A 23,487-nucleotide genomic window follows, 5' to 3' on the forward strand; every position below is an offset into this window, starting at 1 on the left:
AAGATGAGTATCTCGTTATTTATTTTTGTCAGACGCATCCCTGAGAAAGGCCTGAAGCGCATCATTCGGTTTGCAACCGAACAATATCGGTTAATAATATGCAGCAAAAAAAAAAAGGGTCAAGCCTTTAGGCAGGTATTTAGTCGCAAAGCTGCAACTTTTTTTTCTATTTCAGGTCACGCGCTTAACCTAAGTGGGAGCAAGGGCAGCGGCGGGTCGGCAGCGTCCGACCAACCGCTGATTTTTCACGATAAACAGCAAAATGTTAATTAGGTTTAGCCGTAGCTGCGGCACCAATATGCTGGTTAAAAAATTGCAGCATCTTATCGTACAACTCAACCCGGTGCGCCACCTGATAAAAACCATGGCCGTCTTCTTTAACCAACCATTGATAATCTTTGCCTGCCTGATCTAAGGCCTTACGTAAATTATTGGCATGGATTATTGGCACCCGCACATCTTTCGAGCCATGCACGATAAATAACGGCACCTGAATTTTATCAACGTGATGCACTGGTGAAATAGAGTGCAGATATTCCTGCTCAGCGCCAACATGAGAACGGATAAATTGCCCGATATTGCGACTACGGCTGGCATCTGAACCATCACCTTTAAAGAATAACGGCATATCATAGACACCAACATAACCCACAGCGCAGCGGTACAATTCCGGATCTTTAATTACGCCCCAAATTGCAGCATAACCGCCATAACTACCACCGTAGATACAAATGCGGTTTGGATCCGCAATGCCTTGTGCTACTGCCCACTTTACCGCATCGGCAACATCATCTTGCATCGCCCGTCCCCACTGTAAACGGCCAGCACGTTCGAAATCGTCGCCATAGCCACCAGAACCACGGAAGTTAACCTGTAAACTGGCATAACCATGGTGGGCAAAGAATTGCGCTTCAGCATTAAAGCCCCAATTATCATAAACGCCAAAGGGGCCACCATGGACGTTGATAATCAGCGGCAACTGACTGGTTTTGCCCGCGGGTAAGGTTAGATAGCCATGCAATGCCAGGCCATCCCGAGCGGTCAGGTTAACCGGCTGCATCGGCACCAACTGCTCAGCTTTTAAATTTGGCTTTACCGAAGCAAGATAACGGGCTTGTTTCTTCACCAAATCGTACAAATAAAATTCGCCGGGATTACGATCAGAGCTGACGCGGAATAAGGCTAGCTGACCTTTTTCGTCAAAAGAGGAAATGGTGACCAATTGCTCCGCAAACGCCTGTTTCAAACCGGCGAGCAATAAGGTATCCGGATGGCTGGTATTAATAAATTCGAACTCAGCCTTACCTGCCATATAGTCAATCGCCAGCAACTCGCCATCATGGCCTCTGGACCGGCCGTCGATATCTGAATAATCGTGTCTGGCTATCAGATTGAGTGATTTATCCTCGAAGTTGTACGCAAATAAACCGTCCCGATCACCGGTCGCCATATCGAAGTTAGACAGAAAGTAAGCGGTTTTATTATCAGCGGTAAATCCCCAGGGCGTCACTTTAGGATTCGCGCGTTGATTGGGCAACGCTAATTTTTGCCACTGCCCATCCTGCTTAATATGCAAGATGGTTTTGTTGTCATCAAACTCTTTGCCCTCAATAAACTCAATCCCCATCCTTAGCGTGCCGCTATTATCTGCCATCAGACTGGTGACGACGCCCGGAGGCTGGTCATCCAGATACAGCTCCGTGCCCCGATTGATGTCCAGTGTAAAAGCGCGCATGCCACTCTTCTCGGCCCAGTGGTACTTACCAATTAAGATCCGATCTGGCTGTTCTGGTAATAGGTGCAGAATGGTGTAGGCGGACATCTCATTTTTAAATAACAGATGGCGTTTAGTGCCATCAGCGTTAGCGGCATATAAATCTACAGCGGTACCGCGCATACTTATCAGATTGCCGGTAACTTCAGCCACTTCCATTAGCACTCTATCGTTGTTCGCCCAATGGAAATTAAGCACATGCTTATTTTCACCGAAGGTAAAACTGCTCTTAACCTTCAGATCTTTTAGCTGCATCACCGCCAGGCGGACTTCAGAACCTTCCTCATAATTAAAGGCGACTTGCTTGCCATCTGGCGATAGCTTCATATTGCGCACCTTGGCGTGTTCGAAAAAGTGCTGGGTGGGAATGGTGGCATAAACCAGGCTGGCTTGAAGTAATAGTAAGCTCAGCAATATTTTTAGATAACGCAACTTGGTTACTCCTTTAACTGAATAAGATTGCAAACGCCGCCATATTATTATCAAAATACTTACAAATAAACGCTTTAGTTAAACTTTTTCGGCCATTAATGCCAGGCCAAATAACTGCCCTTCGATATAGAGCGGTGCTAATTGCCCGCGCCCCCGCAGTTTTTGCAGTTGTTGTTGGATGCCGTCGGCTTTGTCAGGTGTAATACAAGCCGCTTGTTGATCGCTAAGCCGCTGTAGATAATAGGTTAAACTTTGCTGCAGCCGCTTGGCCTGGTGCGGGCTATCCACTGCCGGTTGAAATAATAAGCTGGCAAAGGGGGCAAATAAATAATGAAACCACTCAGCTGCCGCCGGCGCCAATGACTGCTGATAAACTTTAACCTGTTGCAATAACTGCTGATTAGCTTGGATAAACTGCGGACTTTGTGTGGAACGCAGTGCTAACGGCAACAACGCCAGGACCCGTTCAATAATGCCATCTGCAGCCAGCAAGTTTTGCATCACAAGGATCCCGACGGCACTATCTTGCGCCAAAGCCGTATCTGCACTATGCATCACCGCAATCAGGCGACCACCGGGTTTTAGCACCCGCCAGGCTTCCTGCAGACTCGCCGACAGCTCGCTGTATTCAAAAGCAAACTGACTGACCAGCAAGTCAATACTGGCATTGGCGCAAGGGAGTTGCTCTATTCGGGTATGACCAAGAAAACGGATCTGTTTAAATGGCTTTGCCAGTGCAGGCTGCTTCGCAATTAAACGTTGCGGTTGAATATCAGCAGCATCAACCGCCAGGATCCGCCAGTTGGTTGCCCGCTGTTGTTTTTGTTCTGCCAACAAGACTGCCAGCGCCCCATTGCCGGTACCAAGATCCATCAGTGTTGCCGAGGCAGCTAACCCCGCTAGCTGTTGTCGCCAGAAGGCTGCCAATTCACCGTGATAACCGCTGGCCGCCTGCCCTTCTGCAAAGCTATTCAGCGTATCCGCCTGCTGCCAGTAAGCTGTCCAGTGTTGCATATTTCCTCCAATGAAAAAGGCGGGCTAAGCCCGCCTTTTTATTCAAGTAGTTACAACCTTAGAAAGTTTGGCTGTAACGAACGTAAGTTTGACGACCCCAACCATCGTACAGGTCGAAGTTATAGTCACGACCGCCGTATGGACGCAGAGAAGGCAGCTTCTCGAACAGGTTCAGAGCACCAACGGTGATCTTACCATCCCAAGGCAGGTTGTAGCTTAACTGCAGATCGTGAGTTACGTAAGTACCCCAGTTACCGTCACGTGGTGCGTTAGCTAAGTTAACACAACCGTTACGGTTAGCAGCGCCACCTGGAGTTTGACCCAGACCACAGCGGAAGCTGTTGCCGATCAGGTTCAGGTTGTAAGCCACATCGATGTCACCGAACACGTATACGTTTTGTAAGGTAGCACGCATTTGTGGGAAGCCAGGATCTTTCACGAAGTTACGGCCGCCCTCGTCGTAGTTACGAGTATAAGCGATTTGCAGGTTCTGATTTAAACGACCCAGGTTACCGAAGTCGAAAGTGGTACGAACGTTAGCATCGAAACCATCAGTGTTAACCACACCTTCGTTACCGTAACCGGCTAATACTTCGCTGATTGAACCGTTTTGACGACGGGTAATACCGATACCTGGTGGTAACGCATCACCGGCGGCCAGACGATTCAGGATAGTTGCTGGGCTAAAGTAAGTGATCTTGTTAGTGATCTCAGTATTCCAGTAGTCGATTGAGAAGTTCAGCCAATCTGTTGGCTGATAAGCCCAACCTAAGGTGTACTGGTCAGACTGCTCTGAACCCAGATCCGGGTTAGCACGGATAAAGGTGTCAACCTGAACTGGGCACGAACCTAATACAGCACAAGTTTGAGCATCGTTAACCGATACGGCAGAGAAAGTGGTCTTCTGCGTCAGGATATCCAGTGACGGAGCACGGAAACCTTGGCCCCAAGACGCACGTAATACCATGCCGTCCATTGGTTCAAAACGGAAAGATACTTTAGGTGCAAAGTCGTTACCGTAGTCTGAGTACTTGTCGTAACGGCCAGCTAAAGACATTTCCAAGTTGTCTAAGATTGGTACCAGCGCTTCGAAGAAGGCAGATTTAACGGTACGGTCACCACCAGCAGAGTTACCTGCTGAACCACCGATCTGACCAGCTTCTGACAGTGAATCGTACTGATCTTGGTAGTCTTCTTTACGGTATTCTGCACCCAGAACACCTTGTACCATGCCAGCGCCTAATTCAAACATGTCGAATGAACCGCTGATGTAAGCTTCGTCCTGGTTGAAGAAAGAAATACGAGAAATAGTCGCTTTCATCGCATTCAGAACTTCTTCTGGGTTTTGGCTTGGACGCTGTAAATCATAGATACCGCGTTCGATATAATCCCATGCAGTTGAACGAACGATGTAGTTATAGCCGATATCGTAAGTTTTGCTGCGGTTACGACGTACACCGAAGTCCAGGTCAACATCACCCAGCATACCCTGCGCACCGGCCAGGAAATCTGTACCTTCGTTGTTTACATAACCATCACGGTTACCCAACGCAGCGTAGCGGTGATAAACTTCGATATCACGCGGAGCACCGATTGCTGGGTTGAACGCCACAGCATTTGGGTTAGCTGGGTTGTAGAACCAAGCATTAGGGTTAGTTGGGTTGTTTACGCTGGTAGCAGAAACTGGAGCCCAGTCCGGAGCCGGAGCGTAACGACCAAATGAGCCAGATTTTGATACTGACGCATTCATGTATACTTGCCAGTCGTCAGTAACCTGATGACGCGCTTTGATGAACAGAGATTCGTTACGAGTAGATGCTTCGTTCGCGTTAGTCGCGTTGAAGTTGAACTGGCAACGTGGCTGACCAGCGATAGTGGTAGAGATAAAGTTTTGCTCTGTACAGCCGCCTGGAATGGCAGAGAACGCACCAGTGAAGTCAGCGTTGATCCAGTTGTTACCGTAAACAGAACTACCTGGAACTACCCACGGGTAATCACGTTCAAATACGATGTCACGGCTGTTCCACGATACACCACCGATCAGGCTGGTTTTTGCAGTAGAAGAACCGAATACTACTGAACCGCTTTCAGTGTCACCACCTTCTTTCGGTACTGATGCTTCACCCATGCTAACGTTGAATTCAACGCCGTTAAAATCTTTACGAGTAATGATGTTTACTACACCACCCATAGCGTCAGAACCGTACATCGCAGATGCACCGTCAGACAGAATTTCAACCCGCTCAACTGCACCGATAGGGATAGAGTTTAAGTCTTGGGTAGCGCCTGTTGAAGGCGATTTAGGCAGACGGCGACCGTCAACCAATACCAGAGTACGGTCCGCACCTAAACCACGCAGGTTAATGGATGCCGTACCTTGTGCTGAGCTACCTGATTGTGGACGGAAAGAACCTGTTGAGTTGAAGGTTGTGCCACGCAGTAAGTCTGAAACAGACAGCTGACCTGACATATCGATCATTTCACGGTCAATTACTGTTACCGGTAATGCACCTTCCAGATCAGTACGCTTAATACGAGAACCTGTTACTTCAATCCGCTCAACTTTAGCAGACTCTTCTTCTTCCTGCTGTGCTTCTTGAGCAACAGCAGCACCGGCGAACGCTGACGCGGCACCGAAAGCGATGGCTAAGCGCACAGCCTTGCTTAATTTATTATTTGAGTACATGTATTTCTCCCTGGACCACGTTTAGTGATTCTGTTTTTCAATTACTAAGTTTTTTGCCGGGCGCCGCCTTTTTACTGGCAACTACCCCGAGTAACGCGCCCTGATAATAAACGCAATTTTTCAGCAGGGTCAACCGCTTTTACGGAACATTTTTTAGTAAGGCTGGTCTGAGTGCGTCGGATATCAGTGCGGGGTCGAGGCCAGTCATACATTATGCTTACAAAAAACGATCAAGCCATGCTGATAAAGGTTTATAAAACGTAAATTTCGTAAACAAGCACGATCTATAGCGTCTAGTAAAGCAGCAACCACGAATTTCAGTCGATTTTTACTGTAAACAAAAAATTACCGGAAAATACTGCTCTTACCAGTTATCACACAACCGATTTTGAGCATTTATCGCGACCAGCAGCAAAATAATAACGATAAATCACCTTCGCAGCGTCTTTTTCAAGGTAGTTTTGTCAATTCTAAACCAGACTACGGCGCTTTAGCGCCAACCATGCCAACCCCGGGCTAGGCAGCGCCAGAAAAGACAGCTAGAATGCCAAACTGTAAAAATATACAGATATGCAACCTGAATAATCAATAGCCCCCATGCTCTCAGAACCGTTAAAACAACAGATCCGGCAGTGCCATCAGCAACTCAAGCAACAGTTGCCCGGCTACCGCGCGCGACCGGCACAGAACAAACTGATTGCCGAGATCAGTAAAATTGTCGCCGGCGAATATCATCGCCAGCAGCGGTTGGGACTCATTGAGGCCGGCACTGGCACTGGTAAGTCACTGGCCTATCTGTTGGGTACTCTGCCCTACGCGTTGGCACAAAAGAAAAAGCTGGTTATCGCCACCGCCACCGTGGCGTTGCAGGAGCAATTGGTTAATAAAGAGCTGCCGTTCTTCCTCAAGCATAGCGGACTGCACTTTGATTACACCTTAGTAAAGGGGCGCCAGCGCTATGCCTGCATCGGGCGCTTGCAGCAACTGATCGAGCAACCCGCATTATTTACCAGCCCGGAGTTATCTCAGAATCAGGCAACGCAAAGCCTGTTACAGCGCTTGCTAAGCGCCTGGCAACAGCGACATTGGCTTGGCGACCGCGATACGTTGGCTGAAGGATTACCTGATACCGTCTGGCAACAAATTCAGGCCGATGCGCATATCTGCCATAAACAACATCGTCAGCATCTGGGTTGCCCGTTTCATCTGGCCCGGGCGGAAATTGCCGACTCGCAGGTGCTGGTGGTTAACCACAGCTTGTTATTATCCGATTTACTGGCCGGTAATTCGGTATTGCCGGCGCCAGATGAGTGCATCTATGTGATTGACGAAGCGCATCATCTGGCAGACTGCGGCCGGGAGCTGCTCAGCGCCAGCGCGCAGTTAACTGAGCAAAACGTCTGGCTCGAAAAGGCACGCAAGCAATTACAACTGTTACAGGGCTTGCTGCCGGAGCGTAGCCTGAAAGATTTACTTAAACTTGACGACCTACTCAGCGACTTTGCGGCCACGCTAAAACCACTGGAACGCAGCTTACGTGATTATTTACCACAATGGTTTTCACAGGCATCGCAAACCGAATACCGCTTTGTGCATGCAGCCCTACCCAAATTATGGCAACAGCAGGCAGAGCCACTGGCAGAGAGCAGTTGCAAAGCCCTGAACTGTTGCGACCGGCTGCTAACTGAGCTGCAGCAACAACTCACCGAACAACCGAAACGGCTGCGCAGCCAGCCGCAGTTAATTGGCGATTTAGCCCTACTGCGCCAACGTCTGGAGCACCAACAACAGCTGTGGCAACTTTACGCACAGCCACAAAAAGACATCGCGAATCAGGCGCGTTGGCTGAGCCGCGAGACGGCGCAAAGCCCGCTTTATTTGCACGCCAGCCCATTAAGTGTTAGCCACAAACTAAGCCAGTTACTATTTCAACCCGCCTTTGCCGCAGTGCTCTGTTCAGCGACACTGCGGCTACTGAATAGTTTTGAGCATGCGAAACGTGAACTGGGATTGCTGGATTTTGCTGCGCTACAATGCCTGCAGGTCGATTCTCCCTTTGCTTATGCTGAGCAGGCAGAGATGATTTTACCGACCACCCGCTGCGAGCCGACCGCTGCAGACTTTAGCCAGGAACTCATTAGATTACTACCCCGCTATCTGGATGCCAAAAAAGGTAGCCTGGTGCTGTTTGCCTCTTACTGGCAAATGCAGGAGGTGGCTGCCGCGCTAAGACAACAGGGTTTTTCATTATTGGTGCAGGGCGAAGCGTCACGCCAGGCACTACTGGACCTGCATAAAAGCCGGGTGCAGGGCGGCGGCGCCAGCATTTTATTTGGCACCCAGAGTTTCTCAGAAGGCCTGGACTTACCCGGTGACTTATTAACTAATCTGATTATCACTAAGTTACCCTTTGCGGTGCCTACCTCGCCACTGGAAGCGGCGCAAAGCGAGGCTATCAGTGCCAGAGGGGGCAATGCTTTTGTGCAATTGAGTTTACCTGCTACCGCCAAGAAACTGGTGCAAGCTTGTGGTAGACTGCTGCGGCAAGAGCAGGACCGGGGCCGGATCGTGATCCTTGATCGGCGGCTGGTCAGTAAAAGCTATGGTAAAGCCATGCTGGATACCCTGCCGCCATTTCGCCGAATTATTGAATATTGACAGGACCTGCCCTTGATCCCGGATCTGAACCTGACACTTGAGCTGTTACTACTGTTATGCAGCGTGGCTTTTATCGCCGGCTACATTGATGCCATTGCTGGTGGGGGCGGCTTATTAACCGTACCGGCGTTACTGACCGCCGGTTTGCCGCCGCATGTGGTACTGGGTACCAATAAACTGGCGGCGACCTTTGGTTCACTCACGGCCTCGGTTACCTATTACCGGAAGAAGTTATTTAACCCGGTATACTGGCGTAATAGTTTGTTATTTACCGCCATTGGCGCGCTGTTGGGTACGCTGGTAGTGGATCAGCTCAGCACCGAGCTACTGGATAAACTATTACCACTGCTGATTCTCTTCGCGGCCATTTACACCTTGTTTAACCGGATGCAACCGGACGATCGACTGACGTTGCCAACGCCAGGTCGTAAAGTCTACTGGCAACAACGTGTGCAAGGCTTAACGCTGGGCTTTTATGACGGTGTTGCCGGGCCAGGTACCGGCGCTTTCTGGATGGTCTCCACTATGGCGCTCTATAAGATCAATTTATTGCTGACCAGTGGTGTCGCCCGCACCATGAATTTTGTTAGCAATGGTTTTTCACTGGCGGCGTTTATTGTCTTAGGCCATGTCCATTTTACGCTAGGCATCGCCATGGGACTGTGTTTAATGTTAGGTGCTTATCTGGGCGCACATTCGGCAATCCGTTTTGGCAGTAAATTTATCCGGCCGGTATTTATTTGTGTGGTCATTGCCATTGCCGCCCGCTTAGCCTGGCAAGCCTGGAGCAACGGCGGATGAGTCAACTCTCTGCTGCACAGCTGCAGCGTTTAGAGCAGCAGCTACAACAACTCTGGCACCAAGCCAGTGAGTTAGACCGGCAGTTGCAGCCCGGCAAACCACAACATTGGTTTGATTCGTCACTCTTTAGTGTCCACTCCCCTTATCTGGCTGATTATGTCGCGCAAAGTCAGCGCCATCTGGCACATCTGCGTGCACAGGGATCGCAATTATCTGCCGCAGCTCAACAGCGCTTGACCGAGCGCCTGCAGCAACAAATTGACGCCCTGCTGCGTGCCTTCGTCAATAGTAGCACCCGGCAAAAACACAGTGGCCGACCACAGCAACGTACTAAGGCCGTGGTGCAGCAATTGAGCGCATCCAGTCAGCAGCTTTATCAGCAACTTTCCGAATATCAGCAGTTTGAAAGCCGGCTCAAGGATATGCTGCAGCTGGCCGAGCGCGACCAAACTGCTGAAGGCACCGCCCGGCGTCTGGCTTTGCATGCTCGTCTTGGTCGCTGTCGTCGTGCCATTGATGAAGTGGAGCAGCAAATTCAACGTCTGGAAAGCGGGAGAGCCTGATGGCCCGGTCCTTAACGCCGCTGATTTACCATCCCTGTTACAGTGAACTGGCCTTACCGGCAAATCATCGCTATCCGATTGGTAAATATCGCAGCTTGTATCAGCAGCTGCTCGCTTTGGGCGTACCGGAATCCGGTTTCTTACAACCTGCGCCAGTAACCGCTGCGGCATTGTCCACCCTACACGACCCTGCCTATGTCGAGGCGCTATGTCAGGGCACCTTAGATAGTAAAGCGATGCGACGTATTGGTTTTCCCTGGTCAGAGCAACTTATCAAGCGTTCGTTAACCTCGCTCGGTGGCACCCTGCTCTGTGCAGAGCAAGCCTTGCAACATGGACTGGCACTGCACTTAAGTGGTGGTTATCACCATGCCTTTTATGCAGAGGGCAGCGGTTTTTGCCTATTTAATGATTTGGCCTTCGCCGCGCTCAGTATGCAGCAACAGGGGGTTGGCCCGGTGTTAATCTTTGATTTGGACGTGCATCAGGGGGATGGGACTGCGGCGCTGTTTACAGCTAATAGCGGTATTATTACTGCATCAATCCACTGTGAAAAAAACTTTCCCGCACGCAAGCAACGTTCCGACTGGGATATCGGCTTGGACAAGGATTGCACTGATGCCAGCTATCTGGAAGCCGTGAGCCAGAGCCTGGATAATCTGTTGCGTTGGTATCAGCCAGAACTGGTGATCTATGATGCCGGTGTGGATATCCACCAACAGGATGATTTAGGCTTGCTGCAAATCAGCACCGCCGGGGTATTAGCCAGAGACACACTGGTGCTGCAGCGCTGTCGCGACGCCGGCATTCCGGTCGCCGCGGTGATTGGCGGCGGTTATCAGCGCGATCTCAATGCCCTTACCGCCGTCCATCTGCAGCTGTTTAAAGCTGCTTTCGCCCAACAGGGTTCAGGGCTGTGGCGCGAAATAGAAACCTAATTGCTGTTTCACCGTTGGCGGTAGCTCCGGTAAGGCAGCCTTGGGCAATAAAAATGTCGCCATGGTAAAGAGATCGGTAAAGATGCGGTTTTTTTCGGTAGTACGCTTTAAATAGTCATGACCAGAAGAGCCACCGGTACCAATCTTACTGCCCAGCATCCGCTGTACCATCATCGCATGTTTATAACGCCAGATCGTCAACTGCTCATCAATTTCCGTTAAACAGGTTAACAGCTGAAACGGCAGGTTAAATACCGGCTCTTCCTGGTACAAATTAATAAACAGGGCCGACAGCATTGCCTTTTGACTCAGCCGAAAACTCCCCTGCTGCTGTAAGGTCTGATATTTTTCTTTATCCAGCAAGGCGGCAAATTTATCGCGGGTCCGGCCGATTTCAGCCAGTTGCAAGGCCCGTTCCTGCTCGGCAATTTGCTCAATCTGCTCGACAATGGCCTGATCCTGTTGCAGCATCTGTTCGGTCGCCTGCTGATACATTTGCCAGAAACTAAAGCCGGCAAACTCCAGAAACGGCATACGCTCCAGCCATTTTTCGATCCGCTCAAATAAGCTGGGCGCCTGTTCCAGTTGCTGCAAAAACTCCCTGTCAGCCTGTTTTAGACGGCTATAGAAGGAGTTTTTATCAAAGTCGATCCGAAATTCGCTTTTCAAACCCAAGCCAATTTCCAACATTTTGAATTGAATACTCTGAAAACCAGAGGCCGGGACCAGATAATCGCGAAACGCCATAAAGTCTTGTGGCGTCATGGTTTCCAGCACTGCAATTTGCTGGTTTAACAGCTGTTGAATACTGATAATCCGTTTCAGCTTATGCACTATGCCCGTTAGCTGCTGATCTTTAACTTCCGCCTCGGCAAACACCGCCATCACCGCTTTTAGTTCGTGCAAAATTTGTTTAAACCACAGCTCATAGACCTGATGTACAATAATAAATAGCGTTTCATCATGCGCCTCTTTGGCATAGCGGGCACTTTCCGGCGCCTGAGCGGTTAAAATTTTGTCCAGTTGCAAATAATCGCCGTAATAGCAGGGGGTAGTATTCTTTTGCATTTTTATGATGACCTGATGACCTTGACCGCGGCATTGTAGCAAGGCGCTGACCTAACACAATCTTTCTGTGGCGTTTTAGCAGTAAGCTGATTATGCTTAGGCGAGATCCCGGCAGGAGAGAATGAATGAAACTTGATGATGATATTCATAATTATTATGAAAAACTGGTACTGGACCATATTGTTGAGCTGGAGCTGGATAAAAACAACGATGCGGAATACCTGGCCGATCTGTGCTGTATTTCACTGAATTTACTACCGCCACGTTATATCCGGTTTGAAGTTGACATGGCGTTCTACATGCCGCAAAGCGAGCGCTTTGAAATGACGATGCGGGTTAAAGAAGCAGTAAAGCGGGCCAGAGAGTTTCTGGATCATCAGCCGTAAATCACATTAACTTTCAGCAATCGGGGGGCTAGCAGATTTGGGTGGCAGCCCCACCAGCCACATCCCGGCACATACATCATAAACTATGGCTGCTTCCTTCCGGACCTGACCAGGTTCGCCTACTAGTATTGCGAGAGGACCAATGGAGCTACCATTGACTGTATTAACAAAGGCTTTGCCAACACAGGCGCGCATTATCCGCAAATGCCCCTGGCAATGCAAGCGCTGTTAACTGTTACCTGAAAGCCTTGCTCAGAAAAGCAGCGACGGCCAGGCCGGATTAATTACCTAACGCCTGCTGATAAGTTGTTAGCAATGCTTTGAAGCGTTGCTGCTGCTCGGCCGATAAACGCAACACCTGCTTCTGGGCTTCAGGTAATTGCTCCAGCTTAGGATCGGCATAGGTATACATCACCGATGGCCGGCTAAGTTCTGCTCCGGCCGGCACCTGCGGTGTGCTGAGTAACACGGCAATCGCCTGGCGCAAGCGTTGATCAAAGGTCAAATCCGGGTATCCCAGCTCAGCAAAGGCTTGATCCAGCAATGGTTGATAGCGCCGTTTTAACGCCAGCACTTGCCGCGGCGGCACACTCTCCAGTAGCTGTAAATAAGGCTCATAGCGACTGCTGTTATCTGCTGCTGTCAGGTAACGTCCTTCAGCCACGGGCTGCACGCGATAACCATCAGCTGGTTTTGCCAGCACCGGATGACCGGCCACTAATTGTCCCTGCGCAATATTATCGACAGTGACCACCAGATTACGAATCATCTCTTCGCGGTTAAACAAAGCGGCCAAACCCGCCTTCCAGTTTAATGCCAGTAGCGCCTCTGCTAATTCAGTGTCTGATTCATCCAAAGCCGGTAACGGCACCACCACTTCCGGTTCAACCGGCGTAGCAGCTTCCTCCTCAGGTTCAGCAACCGGCGCCGGCTCAGTCACTGCTGGTTCAGGCAAGGGCTCCGCTTCTAACGGCTGCTGCGGTGTAGCAGGTTCAACTACCGGTGGTAAGGGCGCAGGCTCAGTAACCTGTTCGGTATCCCGGAATAACAACCAACCGGCGGCAATAATCACCAGTACCACCGCGGCTAAGCCGGCATAATAATAAGATTGTGCACTCGCTTGTTGAGACATAAGGCCTACCTGAGATGATCAATTATGGTTTGAACACTGCTAAGACAATTGCAATCTGTTGCCAAATCAGCGATATATTACCTCTATATTAATCGAAGAGCATCTGACAGGGAAAAAGTTCAGTGGATTATTGCATTTCGGGGTCTTATGCCAAATTTACCCGCTAAATCGGGCAGCAAAATCGCCCTGTTATTAACCGGGGGCGGGGCCCGTGCTGCTTATCAGGTGGGAGTATTAAAAGCGATAGCCAGTGCCTATCCGCGCAGCAGCCCGTTACCGTTTCAGATTATTTGTGGCACCTCAGCCGGCGCCCTGAACGGCGCGGGTCTGGCTTGCTATGCCTCCTGTTTTCATCTCGGCGTAAAAAAAATTGAGTCGGTCTGGCGCAATTTTCGTACCCAACAGGTCTATCACGCCGATTATCTGCACCTGATACAGCACCAGTTTCGCAATTTTTACAGCGCCTTTCAGGCTGACTATGCCAACAAAAGGCCGGTCAGTCTGCTGGACAACCGGCCGCTAAAACAGTTACTGACCCGCATTCTGGATTTACAACGCATCGACCGCAATATTATGCGTGGCTACCTATCAAGCTTTGCCGTTACCGCCTCTTGTTATAACAACGGTGACTCGGTGACGTTTTTTCAATCCGACAATGCCAGTGAGTGGCGCCGGGCTAAACGCTGTGGTCAGCGTACTTTGCTGGGCATTCATCATCTGATGGCATCAGCGGCCATCCCGTTGATTTTTCCATCAGTACGGATTCATCAGCAATATTTTGGTGATGGCTCGGTAAATCAGCTGGCCCCGCTGAGCGCCCCTATCCACCTTGGCGCAGATAAAATTCTGATTATTGGCGTTGACGATCCGCGGCCAAATGAGCCAAGCCAACGGCTGTTACATCACCCTGATCTGGCAACCATCGCTGGCCACCTGATGGATACGGTGTTCACTGATACCTTAAATTCCGATATTGAACGGATGCAGCGGATTAATAAAACCGTCGAACTACTACAGCAGCATAAAATAAAAACTGAACTCAAGCCGGTGCAAAGTTTACTGCTTAATCCCAGCCAGAATTTTAACCAGTTAGCCAGCGAATATTTTTTATGTTTGCCGCTGGCAGTGCGGACACTGTTACGCAGCTTTGGCATCCGTCAGCACTCAGACTCGAGTATGGTGAGTTACTTGTTATTTGAACAACTCTATACCCGCCGCTTAATTGAGCTGGGCTATCAGGATGGCATGCGCCAACAGCAACAGATCATGCAATTTCTTGCCGCCGAAACGGCTGACCCTGTGTCATAATCTTGGCTTTACTAACAAATCGAGATAATACTTGTTTCATAACAATAAGATAAATTTAAGGCACAATATTTGCTTAATAACATTCAGCAGATTTTTTGGAGTGTTATTGGCATGTGGCAAGAAACCGCAAAAAACAACTTTAGTGCTGAGTTAAGCACGGATTCCAGCTGGCAGGAGCTGACCGATGGTCAGGAGATCAGCCTAATCAGCCAGTTACAAACGACGCTGGATATACAACAACAGCTGGATATCTTCGCCATGCATGTCAGCCGGGTGCTGCCAATGACGGCAGTGCAACTACAAACTGCTCAGGGTAACTTTCAGGCTGCAGGCTCAAAGCCAGGCCGCCATGACTATCAAAGCGAGTTAGTCTTGGAGCAGCAGTTATTGGGACAACTGAAATATCAAAGTAACTTTAGTTTTAGTGCCCTAATCCAACGTCAATTATTGCTACTGGAGTCGGAATGGCTGTACGCACTGCGTAATGCCTTATTAGTGAACCGTTTACAACAGATGGCGTTAAAAGATCCTTTAACGACTCTGGGAAACCGTCGTTTTTTTGACGATAGCTTTGCCAAAGCGATTCAACTGGCCAAGCGTCATCAGCAACCCTTTGCCCTACTGCTGCTGGATTTAGATAACTTTAAACAAGTTAATGATCTGGCAGGTCATAGCACCGGTGATCAGGTATTACTGGCGGTGGCCGATTGTATGCGTGAGACACTCAGAGCAACTGACAGCCTGTTCCGGTTTGGCGGTGATGAGTTTGCGGTCTTGCTGCAGGACCAAGACGCTGAGCATGCCGAGTTAATCGCCGCCCGCTTACAGCAGCACATTAGTAAACATCCGCTGTTAAAGTTACATCAGGTGGGTTGCAGTATTGGTTTAGCCTGGTTAGGGCCGGAGCAACAAGCCCGCGATCTGTTCCATCTGGCTGATGAGGCACTATATCAGGCGAAAACCAGCGGCAAAGGTAAGGTTGGCGGCGGCACCATTAGTTTTGCTGGCATTCCTCGTCCGGCACGTTCGCTGAAGGCTCCACTTGCCAGTCTGGCTGCTGCCAACTAAGCCAGCCGCTGGCTGCGGTTGCCGCTACTGCACTGGCATAGCCAGCCACCAGCTGTACCTTACCTTCGGCCAGCAATAATGGGATCCGTCCGCGTTGCCATGGCGGGACCTGCCATAATTTAAACCACTGCTTCAATGGTTTAGTGCGTTGCCCCAGCGGCTTAAACGGTAAACTCAACTGCCCAAACACCAGCTGCCAGGCTTTGCCTGTTACCGGTAAGGCGCCGTTACCAGGTTGTTGCTGCCAGACTAACTGACCACAACCGACAGGCAATACCAGCGGCTGCGCTAACTGCAGCTGCGTCTGCCAGTTTAGAAACTCCGGCGCCGATGTCACTCCGGTTAGGTATAAACGCTGTAAAAAGCGCCGTACCTGCCACTGCCCCAGAATTAACAGCGGCTGCGCATCATCTTTAGCGGCAATGACCTGCTGTTTCAGCGTAACCAGCCACTGGCTCGATGGATTAAGGCCAACGCCAGCCAACCATTTACGTAACACCAAATCTTGCTGTAATTCAGGCAGCAATGCTAATTGCTGCAAATCCAGATAATCAGCCTGCAGACAGCTGGCCAGAGCAATACCGGTGTAATAATCGGCCAGCTGCAGCGCCTGTTGTAAATGTTCGCAGCTGCGGGCAGCAGTTCGGGGCAGCGCAGGCCAGCGCTCAGTCAACGCCGGCACCACCTGCAACCGCAAAAAATTACGGTCAAAATCCGGGTTACTATTGCTCTCATCTTCGACCCAGCGTAATTGCAGTGCTGTAGCAACCGCTAATAGCTGCTGACGAGGAAAATTCAGCCAGGGCCGCAGCAGCTGCCCTTTTGCAAAAACGCGACTGGGCGCCATAGCGGCCAAGCCGGCTAAGCCAGCGCCGCGTTTAAGCGCCAGCAGTAGGGTCTCTAGCTGATCATTGGCATGATGAGCGGTTAACAGTGCAGTTCCCGGCTGCTGCATATAGGTGGCGAGCACCTGGTAGCGGGCGTCACGGGCTTGTTGCTCCAAATCGGCACGGCCAGCCAGCTTAACCCGATGTAACCGAAACGCGACCCCTAATTGCTGGCATTGCTGCTGACAAAAAGCCGCCCAGTGATCGGCATTCGCACTTAAACCATGGTGGACATGCACAGCGGTCAACGGCATAGCGGCAGCCTGGCAAAGCGGTGCCAGCAAGTGTAATAACAGTTGGGAGTCAAGACCGCCACTGTAAGCCAGTGTTAGCTGTTGAGGTGCCAGGCGCTGCAGCAGTTGTTGCAACGCCTGTTGCAGTTCAGATTGCGCCGCAATCACTGCTGCTGGCAGTGATCCGGCTGTGTCTGAAGCTTCAGACAAGGGACTGGCCTTAGCAATAACCGTACGACATCAACCGCTGGTAACGTTTGTCCAGCAACTCTTGTGTACTGAGCTTTTGCAGCTTTTCCAGATCACGCAACAACGCCGTTTTCAACGTCGCCGCCATTTGCTCCGGCGAGCGGTGGGCGCCACCCAGTGGCTCGGTAATCACTTCATCAATCAGCTTCAGTTCTTTTAAGCGACCGGCGGTAATACCCATCGCATCGGCAGCCAGAGGGGCTTTCTCCGCACTCTTCCACAGGATGGAAGCACAGCCTTCCGGTGAAATCACTGAATAGGTGCTGTACTGCAGCATATTCACTTTATCACCAACGCCGATGGCCAAGGCGCCACCTGAACCACCCTCGCCGACCACAGTACAGATCACCGGCACTTTCAGGCCAGCCATCACTTTCAGGTTACGGGCGATGGCTTCGGATTGACCGCGCTCTTCAGCACCAATGCCCGGATAAGCACCCGGGGTATCGATAAAGGTGATAATCGGCAACTTAAAGCGCTCAGCCATTTCCATTAAGCGTAAGGCTTTACGGTAACCTTCAGGGCGGGGCATGCCGAAATTACGGCGGATCTTCTCTTTGGTATCGCGGCCTTTCTGATGGCCAATCACCATCACTGCCTGCTCGCCTAAGCGGGCAGTACCACCGACAATGGCATTGTCGTTAGCAAAAGCGCGGTCACCGCACAGTTCATCAAAATCATTGAACATATGCTCGATATAATCAAAGGTATAAGGGCGGCGCGGATGGCGTGCCAACTGGGCAATTTGCCAGGCCCCTAACTCAGCGAAGATTTTTTTGGTTAGTGTCAGGCTTTTTTCTTTTAGTTTGTTAATCTCTTCTTCTAACCCAAGATCATAATCGCCATTGCGACTGACATTGCGTAATTCGTCTATTTTTGCTTCCAGTTCGGCAATCGGTTGCTCAAACTCTAAATAATTCAGCATCATCGACTATCACTACCTAAATTAGTTAAATTCCAATTCTATTGTCGCCAGCTGCTTAAGCTGATGCAACAAGGCGTCGGCGGGCGTCACCCACCAGGCTGTCCCTAACTGCAGTCTAACCTGCCCTTCCTCACGCTGGTACCAAAGATAAACCGGTACTGTACCGGCACGATACTCCGCCAGCGCGTCTTGTAACTTTTGCAGATAATTCTGGTCTATCTGCTGCGATTGTACAGTGATATTCAGAGATTTCAGCGATTTTTCGCGCATAGCGGTAATTTCGCTGACATCGCGGCCGGACATTGTAAGGCCACCATTAAAATCATCAAAGCTGACCTGTCCGGTTACCACTAAGATCTGGTCTTTTTGCAACAGATGTTCAAAGCTTTCCAGCTGTTCCGGGAAAAAACGTACATCCAGCCGGGCTGACTTATCATCCAGTGTCACAATGGCCCAGCGCCGGCCTTTTTTGTTAATCATTACCCGCACCGACACGACGAGGCCAGCAACCTGAATACTTTGATCTTTCTTGGTAGGCTGAAGTTCAACCAGCCGGCAGTTCACATAATGCTTGAGCTCGTCGCGATAGCGATTGATCGGATGGCCGGTTAAATATAAGCCCAGTGTCTCGCGCTCACCATCCAGCCAAATTTCATCCGGCCACAGCGGTACCAGCTTGTAGCTACTGCTCTGGGTATCCTCTGCCGGTGCCAGCAAGCCAAAGAGATCATCCTGCCCCACCGCCTGCGCCTTGGCATGTTGCTCCGCCGCCCGCATCGCCTCTTCCAGATTGGCCATCAAAATAGCCCGCTGCGGACCGGCATGCTGACCTTTAGCCAGTGGCGGACCGAGGCGGTCCATGGCGCCGGACAGGATCAGCTTTTCCATCACCCTTTTGTTCAGCCGCTTTAAATCGACCTTGGCGCAGAAATCAAACAGGTCGCTAAAGCTGCCGTGCTGATTACGCGCTTCAATAATGGCTTCAATCGGGCCTTCACCGACGCCTTTAATGGCGCCGATACCGTAAACAATATGTCCCTGCTCGTTAACGGTAAACTTGTACTGGCCGGTATTGACATCCGGCGGGATCAATGTCAGCTGCATCCGCTCACACTCATCCACCAGCGTCACGATCTTGTCGGTATTGTCCATATCAGCCGACATCACCGCCGCCATAAACTCGGCCGGATAATGCGCCTTCATCCACAGCGTTTGGTAGGAGACCAGCGCGTAAGCGGCCGAGTGTGACTTGTTAAAGCCATAACCAGCGAACTTCTCTACCAAATCGAAGATTTTCATCGCCAGCTCGGGATCAATACCGTTTTGTACCGCCCCGTCGCGGAAGGTATCGCGCTGCTTGGCCATTTCTTCCGGCTTTTTCTTACCCATGGCACGGCGTAATAAGTCCGCACCGCCAAGCGAATAGCCCGACAAGACCTGGGCGATCTGCATGACCTGTTCCTGATACAGGATAATACCGTAGGTCGGCTCCAGAATCGGTTTTAACGACTCATGCTGCCAGGTCGCATCCGGATAGGAGATTTCTTCTCGGCCGCGTTTACGGTCGATAAAGTTATCTACCATGCCCGACTGCAGCGGCCCCGGCCGGAATAATGCCACCAATGCAATCATATCTTCGAAGCAGTCCGGCTGCAGGCGGCGGATCAGGTCCTTCATGCCACGCGATTCCAGCTGAAATACGGCTGTGGTATCGGCCCGCATCAGCATCTGATAGCTTTTGCTATCCTGCAGTGGAATGCTGTTAATATCGACCAGCGGCTTGCCTTCTTGCCGCAGCCGGGCATTGGCCATATTCACCGCCCACTGCAAAATGGTCAGAGTGCGCAGACCGAGGAAGTCGAATTTTACCAGGCCGGCATATTCGACATCGTTTTTATCAAACTGGGTAACCGGGTTCTGGCCATGCTCGTCGCAATACAGCGGCGAGAAATCAGTAATCTTGGTCGGGGCTATCACCACACCACCAGCATGCTTACCGGCATTACGGGTTACGCCTTCCAGCCGGCGCGCCATATCAATCAGATCACGGACTTCTTCATCCGAGTCATACAGCTCGGGCAGGCGTGGTTCTTCTTTAAAAGCTTGCTCCAACGTCATGCCGGGCGTTGGTGGGATCAGTTTCGAAATGCGATCGACAAAGCCATAAGGATGGCCCAGTACCCGGCCAACATCGCGGATCACCGCCTTGGCGGCCATCGTACCGAAAGTAATAATCTGTGATACCGCTTCGCGGCCATACAGCTCTGCGACGTGATCGATCACCTCATCGCGGCGATCCATACAGAAGTCGACGTCGAAGTCCGGCATCGATACCCGCTCAGGATTAAGAAAACGTTCGAAAAGCAGGTCAAACTCAAGCGGATCCAGATCGGTAATTTTTAGCGCATAAGCTACCAGCGAGCCGGCGCCGGAACCCCGCCCCGGGCCAACCGGAATATCGTTATCCTTACTCCACTGAATAAACTCCATTACCACCAGGAAGTAGCCGGGAAAGCCCATCTGGTTAATCACATCGAGTTCAATCTGTAGCCGCTCGTCGTATTCGCCGCGCCGCGTCGCCCTGACCTGCTCATCCGGGAACAGCTGTAATAAGCGCTGCTCCAGCCCCTCACGTGATTTCAGTACCAGATAATCGGCATCCGACAAGCCGCCGGTCGGAAAGGCCGGCAGGAAGTATTCCCCGAGCCGGATGGTGACATTACAGCGTTTGGCAATTTCGACGCTGTTTTCCAGCGCTTCCGGCAGATCGGCAAACAGCTCGGCCATCTCCTCGCTGCTACGCAGATATTGCTCTGCGGAGTAATTTTTTGGCCGGCGTTTATCATCCAGCGTAAAGCCATCATGAATGGCAACCCGGATCTCGTGGGCGGCAAAGTCTTCCGGCTTTAAAAACACCACCTCATTGGTCGCCACCACTGGCAACTGCTCCGCTTCAGACAGTAGCACTGCTTTTTGTAAATACCGCTCTTCATCCGGACGATTAGTGCGTACCAGCTCCAGATAGAACCGCTCAGGAAAATGCTGCTGATAAAAATCCACCAGCGCTCTGACGCTGTGCGGATTTTCTTTTAGTAAGGCTTTGCCCAGCGGACCGTCTTTGCCACCGGATAATACAATAATGCCGCTACTGTGCTCGGCCAGCCAGTCATGCTCCAGCTGTGGCTTGCCATCGACATGGCCACGCAAATAGGCTTTAGATATCAGCTGGGTTAAATTCTGATAACCAGCATTGTCCGCTGCTAATAGCAGCAACCGGCTGCTTTCACCCGGGAACAGCGGATGTAGCACCCAGCAATCGACGCCAATAATCGGTTTGATGCCCGCTTCATGCGCGGTACTGTAAAAACGTACCAGACCGCAGAAGTTCATCTGATCGGTTAGTGCCAGAGCAGGCATCCCCTGCGCTGCCGCCGCTTTGATAATAGGTTTCGTTTTGGCCAGGCCATCGACCATCGAAAAGTCGCTGTGCACCCGTAAATGGATAAAACGCGGTTCACTCATCAGCGACTGGCCTCCAGCTGCTCGGCGATCAGCCGCACCGGTTTAAAGCTACGCCGGTGCGCCGGCAAAATGCCGTGTTCGCTAATGGCTTGCAGGTGTGCTGCGGTCGGGTAACCTTTATGGGCGGCAAAACCAAACTGTGGATACAGCTGATCCAAGTCGGCCATTTCCTGATCGCGCGCTACCTTGGCCAGAATCGAGGCGGCACTGATTTCCGCTACCAGGCTATCACCTTTGACCACCGCACTGGCCGGCATCGCAAGCGCCGGACAACGGTTACCATCAATCAGCACCCACTGTGGCTGGATCGCCAAAGCGGCCACTGCGCGCTGCATTGCCAACATGGTGGCATGCAGGATATTTAGCTGGTCAATTTCCGCCGGCTCGGCGCGACCCAGCGCCCAGCACAGCGCCTTGGCTTTAATTTCTTCAGCGAGCAGCTGACGCTTTTTCTCGGTCAGTTTTTTTGAGTCAGTTAACCCCAGGATCGGCTGCGCCGGATCCAAAATAACTGCTGCCGTTACCACAGCACCAATCAGAGGGCCGCGCCCGACTTCATCGACACCGGCGATTAACTTAACGTCAGGACGTTGATAACTCATGGCGCCATCACCTCAGCGATAGTTGCGGCGGCAACCTGACTGGCATTCTGCCGCAATACCTGATGTAAGCTCTGATATTCGGCCAGCAATGCCTCTGGTGCACCCGCGACCAGCGGTTGCATCGCCTGCAGCAAGGCCGGTACCGTTAAGGCATCCTGTAGCAGTTCAGTCACCAACTCACGTCCAGCCAGTAAATTTGGCAGGCTGACATGCTGCAGTTTCACCAGTCGCTTGGCGATCTGATAGGTTAGCCAGTTGGTGCGGTAGCCTACGACCATCGCGCATTTTGCTAACATGGCTTCTAAAGTCGCGGTGCCGGAAGCAATAAAGGTGCTGTCTGCGGCCAGTAATACCTGCCGCGCCTGGCCGGTAAATTCACTGATCTTAAGCTCGGGCGCCACCTGAGTTTTAATACTTTGCCAAAGCGCCGCTTTTTCGGTGGTGACCATATTGGTCACCAGCTGTAACTGTGGATTTTGTTGCTGCAGTAAAGCCGCGGCCTTGAGAAAATCCGGCGCCAGCAGTTTGATTTCATTAGTCCGGCTGCCTGGCATAATCGCCAGCACTGGCCTTAACGGATCGAGTCCTAATTCGGCTTTGGCCGCGGTTTTATCTACCGTGAGCGGCATGCTGTCAGCAAGGGTATGGCCGACAAAGGTACAAGGCACCTGATAGCGGTCGTAAAAGGCTTTTTCAAAGGGTAACAGCGATAACACCATATTGGTGGCTTTGGCAATTTTAAAAATCCGTTTATGGCGCCAGGCCCAGACCGAGGGGCTGACATAATGCACGGTTTTAATGCCTTGCTGCTTTAATGCCAACTCTACCGGCAGATTAAAGTCCGGTGCATCGATACCAATAAATACTGCGGGTTGCTCAGCCAGAATAGCGGCTGTGATGTCTTTCTTAATTTGCAGTAAGCGTCTGAGCCGGCCCAATACTTCGACCAACCCCATCACCGCCAACTCTTCCATTTCAAACAAGGCCCGAAAGCCGAGTGCCTGCATCCGCGGGCCGCCAATACCAAAAAACTCCGCATCCGGGTAACGTTGCTTCAGCGCTGTAATCAGATCGGCACCAAGAATATCACCGGAATGTTCACCGGCGATCAGCGCAATTTTTAACGGGGGTGTCTGTTGAACCATCATCCGGCGGTCTTTTCCTGAGTTCTGTGCTAAGCGTCACGTTATTATTCTTAGAAAGGTTTGCTATCTTAACGGCTCGTGACGGCGAGTTAAACC

General features: G+C 51.0%; 18 protein-coding genes and 1 other RNA gene. 8 read left to right on the top strand and 11 right to left on the bottom strand.

Going from position 1 to position 23,487, the window contains the following annotated elements; translation table 11 throughout:
• The first annotated feature begins 3 nt into the window (after positions 1 to 3).
• Complete coding sequence (locus tag AGRI_RS06785; protein ID WP_008984236.1) at positions 4 to 273, top strand: hypothetical protein; 270 nt, start codon at positions 4 to 6, stop codon at positions 271 to 273.
• On the opposite strand, the gene AGRI_RS06790 is transcribed toward AGRI_RS06785, so the two are convergent.
• From AGRI_RS06790 to AGRI_RS06800, 3 genes are all read right to left on the bottom strand, one after another.
• On the bottom strand, positions 266 to 2,206 hold the full coding sequence (locus AGRI_RS06790; protein ID WP_008984237.1) for an alpha/beta hydrolase family protein: 1,941 nt from the start codon (positions 2,204 to 2,206) through the stop codon (positions 266 to 268). The genes AGRI_RS06785 and AGRI_RS06790 overlap by 8 nt on opposite strands.
• Before the next feature lie 78 nt (positions 2,207 to 2,284).
• The gene (locus AGRI_RS06795; RefSeq protein WP_008984238.1) at positions 2,285 to 3,220 is read right to left on the bottom strand and encodes a class I SAM-dependent methyltransferase; all 936 of its coding nucleotides are present in this window, start codon (positions 3,218 to 3,220) and stop codon (positions 2,285 to 2,287) included.
• 58 nt (positions 3,221 to 3,278) lie between these two features.
• Complete coding sequence (locus tag AGRI_RS06800; RefSeq protein WP_008984239.1) at positions 3,279 to 5,906, bottom strand: TonB-dependent receptor plug domain-containing protein; 2,628 nt, start codon at positions 5,904 to 5,906, stop codon at positions 3,279 to 3,281.
• Between the two features lie 597 nt (positions 5,907 to 6,503).
• Here AGRI_RS06800 and dinG point away from each other — a divergent pair.
• From dinG to AGRI_RS06820, 4 genes are read left to right on the top strand one after another with little or no spacing between them, the layout of a single operon-like run.
• Positions 6,504 to 8,564, top strand: coding sequence for an ATP-dependent DNA helicase DinG (gene dinG, locus AGRI_RS06805; protein ID WP_008984240.1), 2,061 nt, complete (start codon positions 6,504 to 6,506; stop codon positions 8,562 to 8,564).
• Between the two features lie 12 nt (positions 8,565 to 8,576).
• Positions 8,577 to 9,365 (top strand): sulfite exporter TauE/SafE family protein, encoded by a 789-nt coding sequence (locus AGRI_RS06810; RefSeq protein ID WP_008984241.1) that lies wholly within the window; start codon positions 8,577 to 8,579, stop codon positions 9,363 to 9,365.
• A complete protein-coding gene (gene priC / locus AGRI_RS06815; RefSeq protein ID WP_008984242.1) occupies positions 9,362 to 9,928 on the top strand; it encodes a primosomal replication protein PriC in 567 nt (188 codons plus the stop codon). The genes AGRI_RS06810 and priC overlap by 4 nt, the downstream gene beginning before the upstream one ends.
• Entirely contained in the window at positions 9,928 to 10,866 is a 939-nt protein-coding gene (locus tag AGRI_RS06820; RefSeq protein WP_008984243.1) for a histone deacetylase family protein, read from the top strand. The genes priC and AGRI_RS06820 overlap by 1 nt, the downstream gene beginning before the upstream one ends.
• Here the strand turns inward: AGRI_RS06820 and AGRI_RS06825 are convergent.
• Positions 10,837 to 11,934, bottom strand: a complete 1,098-nt coding sequence (locus tag AGRI_RS06825; protein ID WP_008984244.1) for a tryptophan 2,3-dioxygenase family protein — start codon at positions 11,932 to 11,934, stop codon at positions 10,837 to 10,839. The genes AGRI_RS06820 and AGRI_RS06825 overlap by 30 nt on opposite strands.
• A 125-nt stretch (positions 11,935 to 12,059) precedes the next feature.
• On the opposite strand from AGRI_RS06825, the gene AGRI_RS06830 reads away from it, so the two are divergent.
• Positions 12,060 to 12,320 (top strand): late competence development ComFB family protein, encoded by a 261-nt coding sequence (locus tag AGRI_RS06830; protein WP_008984245.1) that lies wholly within the window; start codon positions 12,060 to 12,062, stop codon positions 12,318 to 12,320.
• A 48-nt stretch (positions 12,321 to 12,368) separates the two neighbouring features.
• On the opposite strand, the gene ffs is transcribed toward AGRI_RS06830, so the two are convergent.
• An RNA gene (gene ffs, locus AGRI_RS16355) (signal recognition particle sRNA small type) lies at positions 12,369 to 12,465 on the bottom strand.
• A gap of 135 nt (positions 12,466 to 12,600) precedes the next feature.
• Complete coding sequence (locus AGRI_RS06835; RefSeq protein WP_008984246.1) at positions 12,601 to 13,452, bottom strand: DUF3014 domain-containing protein; 852 nt, start codon at positions 13,450 to 13,452, stop codon at positions 12,601 to 12,603.
• Between the two features lie 147 nt (positions 13,453 to 13,599).
• Between AGRI_RS06835 and AGRI_RS06840 the strand changes: the two genes are divergently transcribed.
• Positions 13,600 to 14,760: a patatin-like phospholipase family protein gene (locus AGRI_RS06840; RefSeq protein ID WP_008984247.1), complete on the top strand. Its 1,161-nt coding sequence runs from the start codon at positions 13,600 to 13,602 to the stop codon at positions 14,758 to 14,760.
• 111 nt (positions 14,761 to 14,871) lie between these two features.
• On the top strand, positions 14,872 to 15,828 hold the full coding sequence (locus tag AGRI_RS06845; RefSeq protein ID WP_008984248.1) for a GGDEF domain-containing protein: 957 nt from the start codon (positions 14,872 to 14,874) through the stop codon (positions 15,826 to 15,828).
• Here AGRI_RS06845 and tilS read toward each other — a convergent pair.
• From tilS to lpxB, 5 genes are read right to left on the bottom strand one after another with little or no spacing between them, the layout of a single operon-like run.
• A complete protein-coding gene (gene tilS / locus AGRI_RS06850; protein WP_237713038.1) occupies positions 15,755 to 17,158 on the bottom strand; it encodes a tRNA lysidine(34) synthetase TilS in 1,404 nt (467 codons plus the stop codon). The genes AGRI_RS06845 and tilS overlap by 74 nt on opposite strands.
• Positions 17,159 to 17,168: 10 nt before the next feature.
• Positions 17,169 to 18,125: an acetyl-CoA carboxylase carboxyl transferase subunit alpha gene (gene accA / locus AGRI_RS06855; protein WP_008984250.1), complete on the bottom strand. Its 957-nt coding sequence runs from the start codon at positions 18,123 to 18,125 to the stop codon at positions 17,169 to 17,171.
• 18 nt (positions 18,126 to 18,143) lie between these two features.
• On the bottom strand, positions 18,144 to 21,644 hold the full coding sequence (dnaE, locus tag AGRI_RS06860; RefSeq protein WP_008984251.1) for a DNA polymerase III subunit alpha: 3,501 nt from the start codon (positions 21,642 to 21,644) through the stop codon (positions 18,144 to 18,146).
• Positions 21,644 to 22,246 carry a ribonuclease HII gene (gene rnhB / locus AGRI_RS06865; RefSeq protein ID WP_008984252.1) on the bottom strand — a complete coding sequence of 201 codons (603 nt, stop codon included), beginning with the start codon at positions 22,244 to 22,246 and terminating at the stop codon, positions 21,644 to 21,646. Before rnhB ends, dnaE begins: the two co-directional genes overlap by 1 nt.
• Positions 22,243 to 23,394, bottom strand: coding sequence for a lipid-A-disaccharide synthase (gene lpxB, locus AGRI_RS06870; protein ID WP_008984253.1), 1,152 nt, complete (start codon positions 23,392 to 23,394; stop codon positions 22,243 to 22,245). The genes rnhB and lpxB overlap by 4 nt, the downstream gene beginning before the upstream one ends.
• Positions 23,395 to 23,487 lie beyond the last annotated feature (93 nt).

It is taken from the genome of Alishewanella agri BL06 (genome assembly GCF_000272005.1).
Taxonomy (GTDB): Bacteria; Pseudomonadota; Gammaproteobacteria; order Enterobacterales; family Alteromonadaceae; genus Alishewanella; species Alishewanella agri.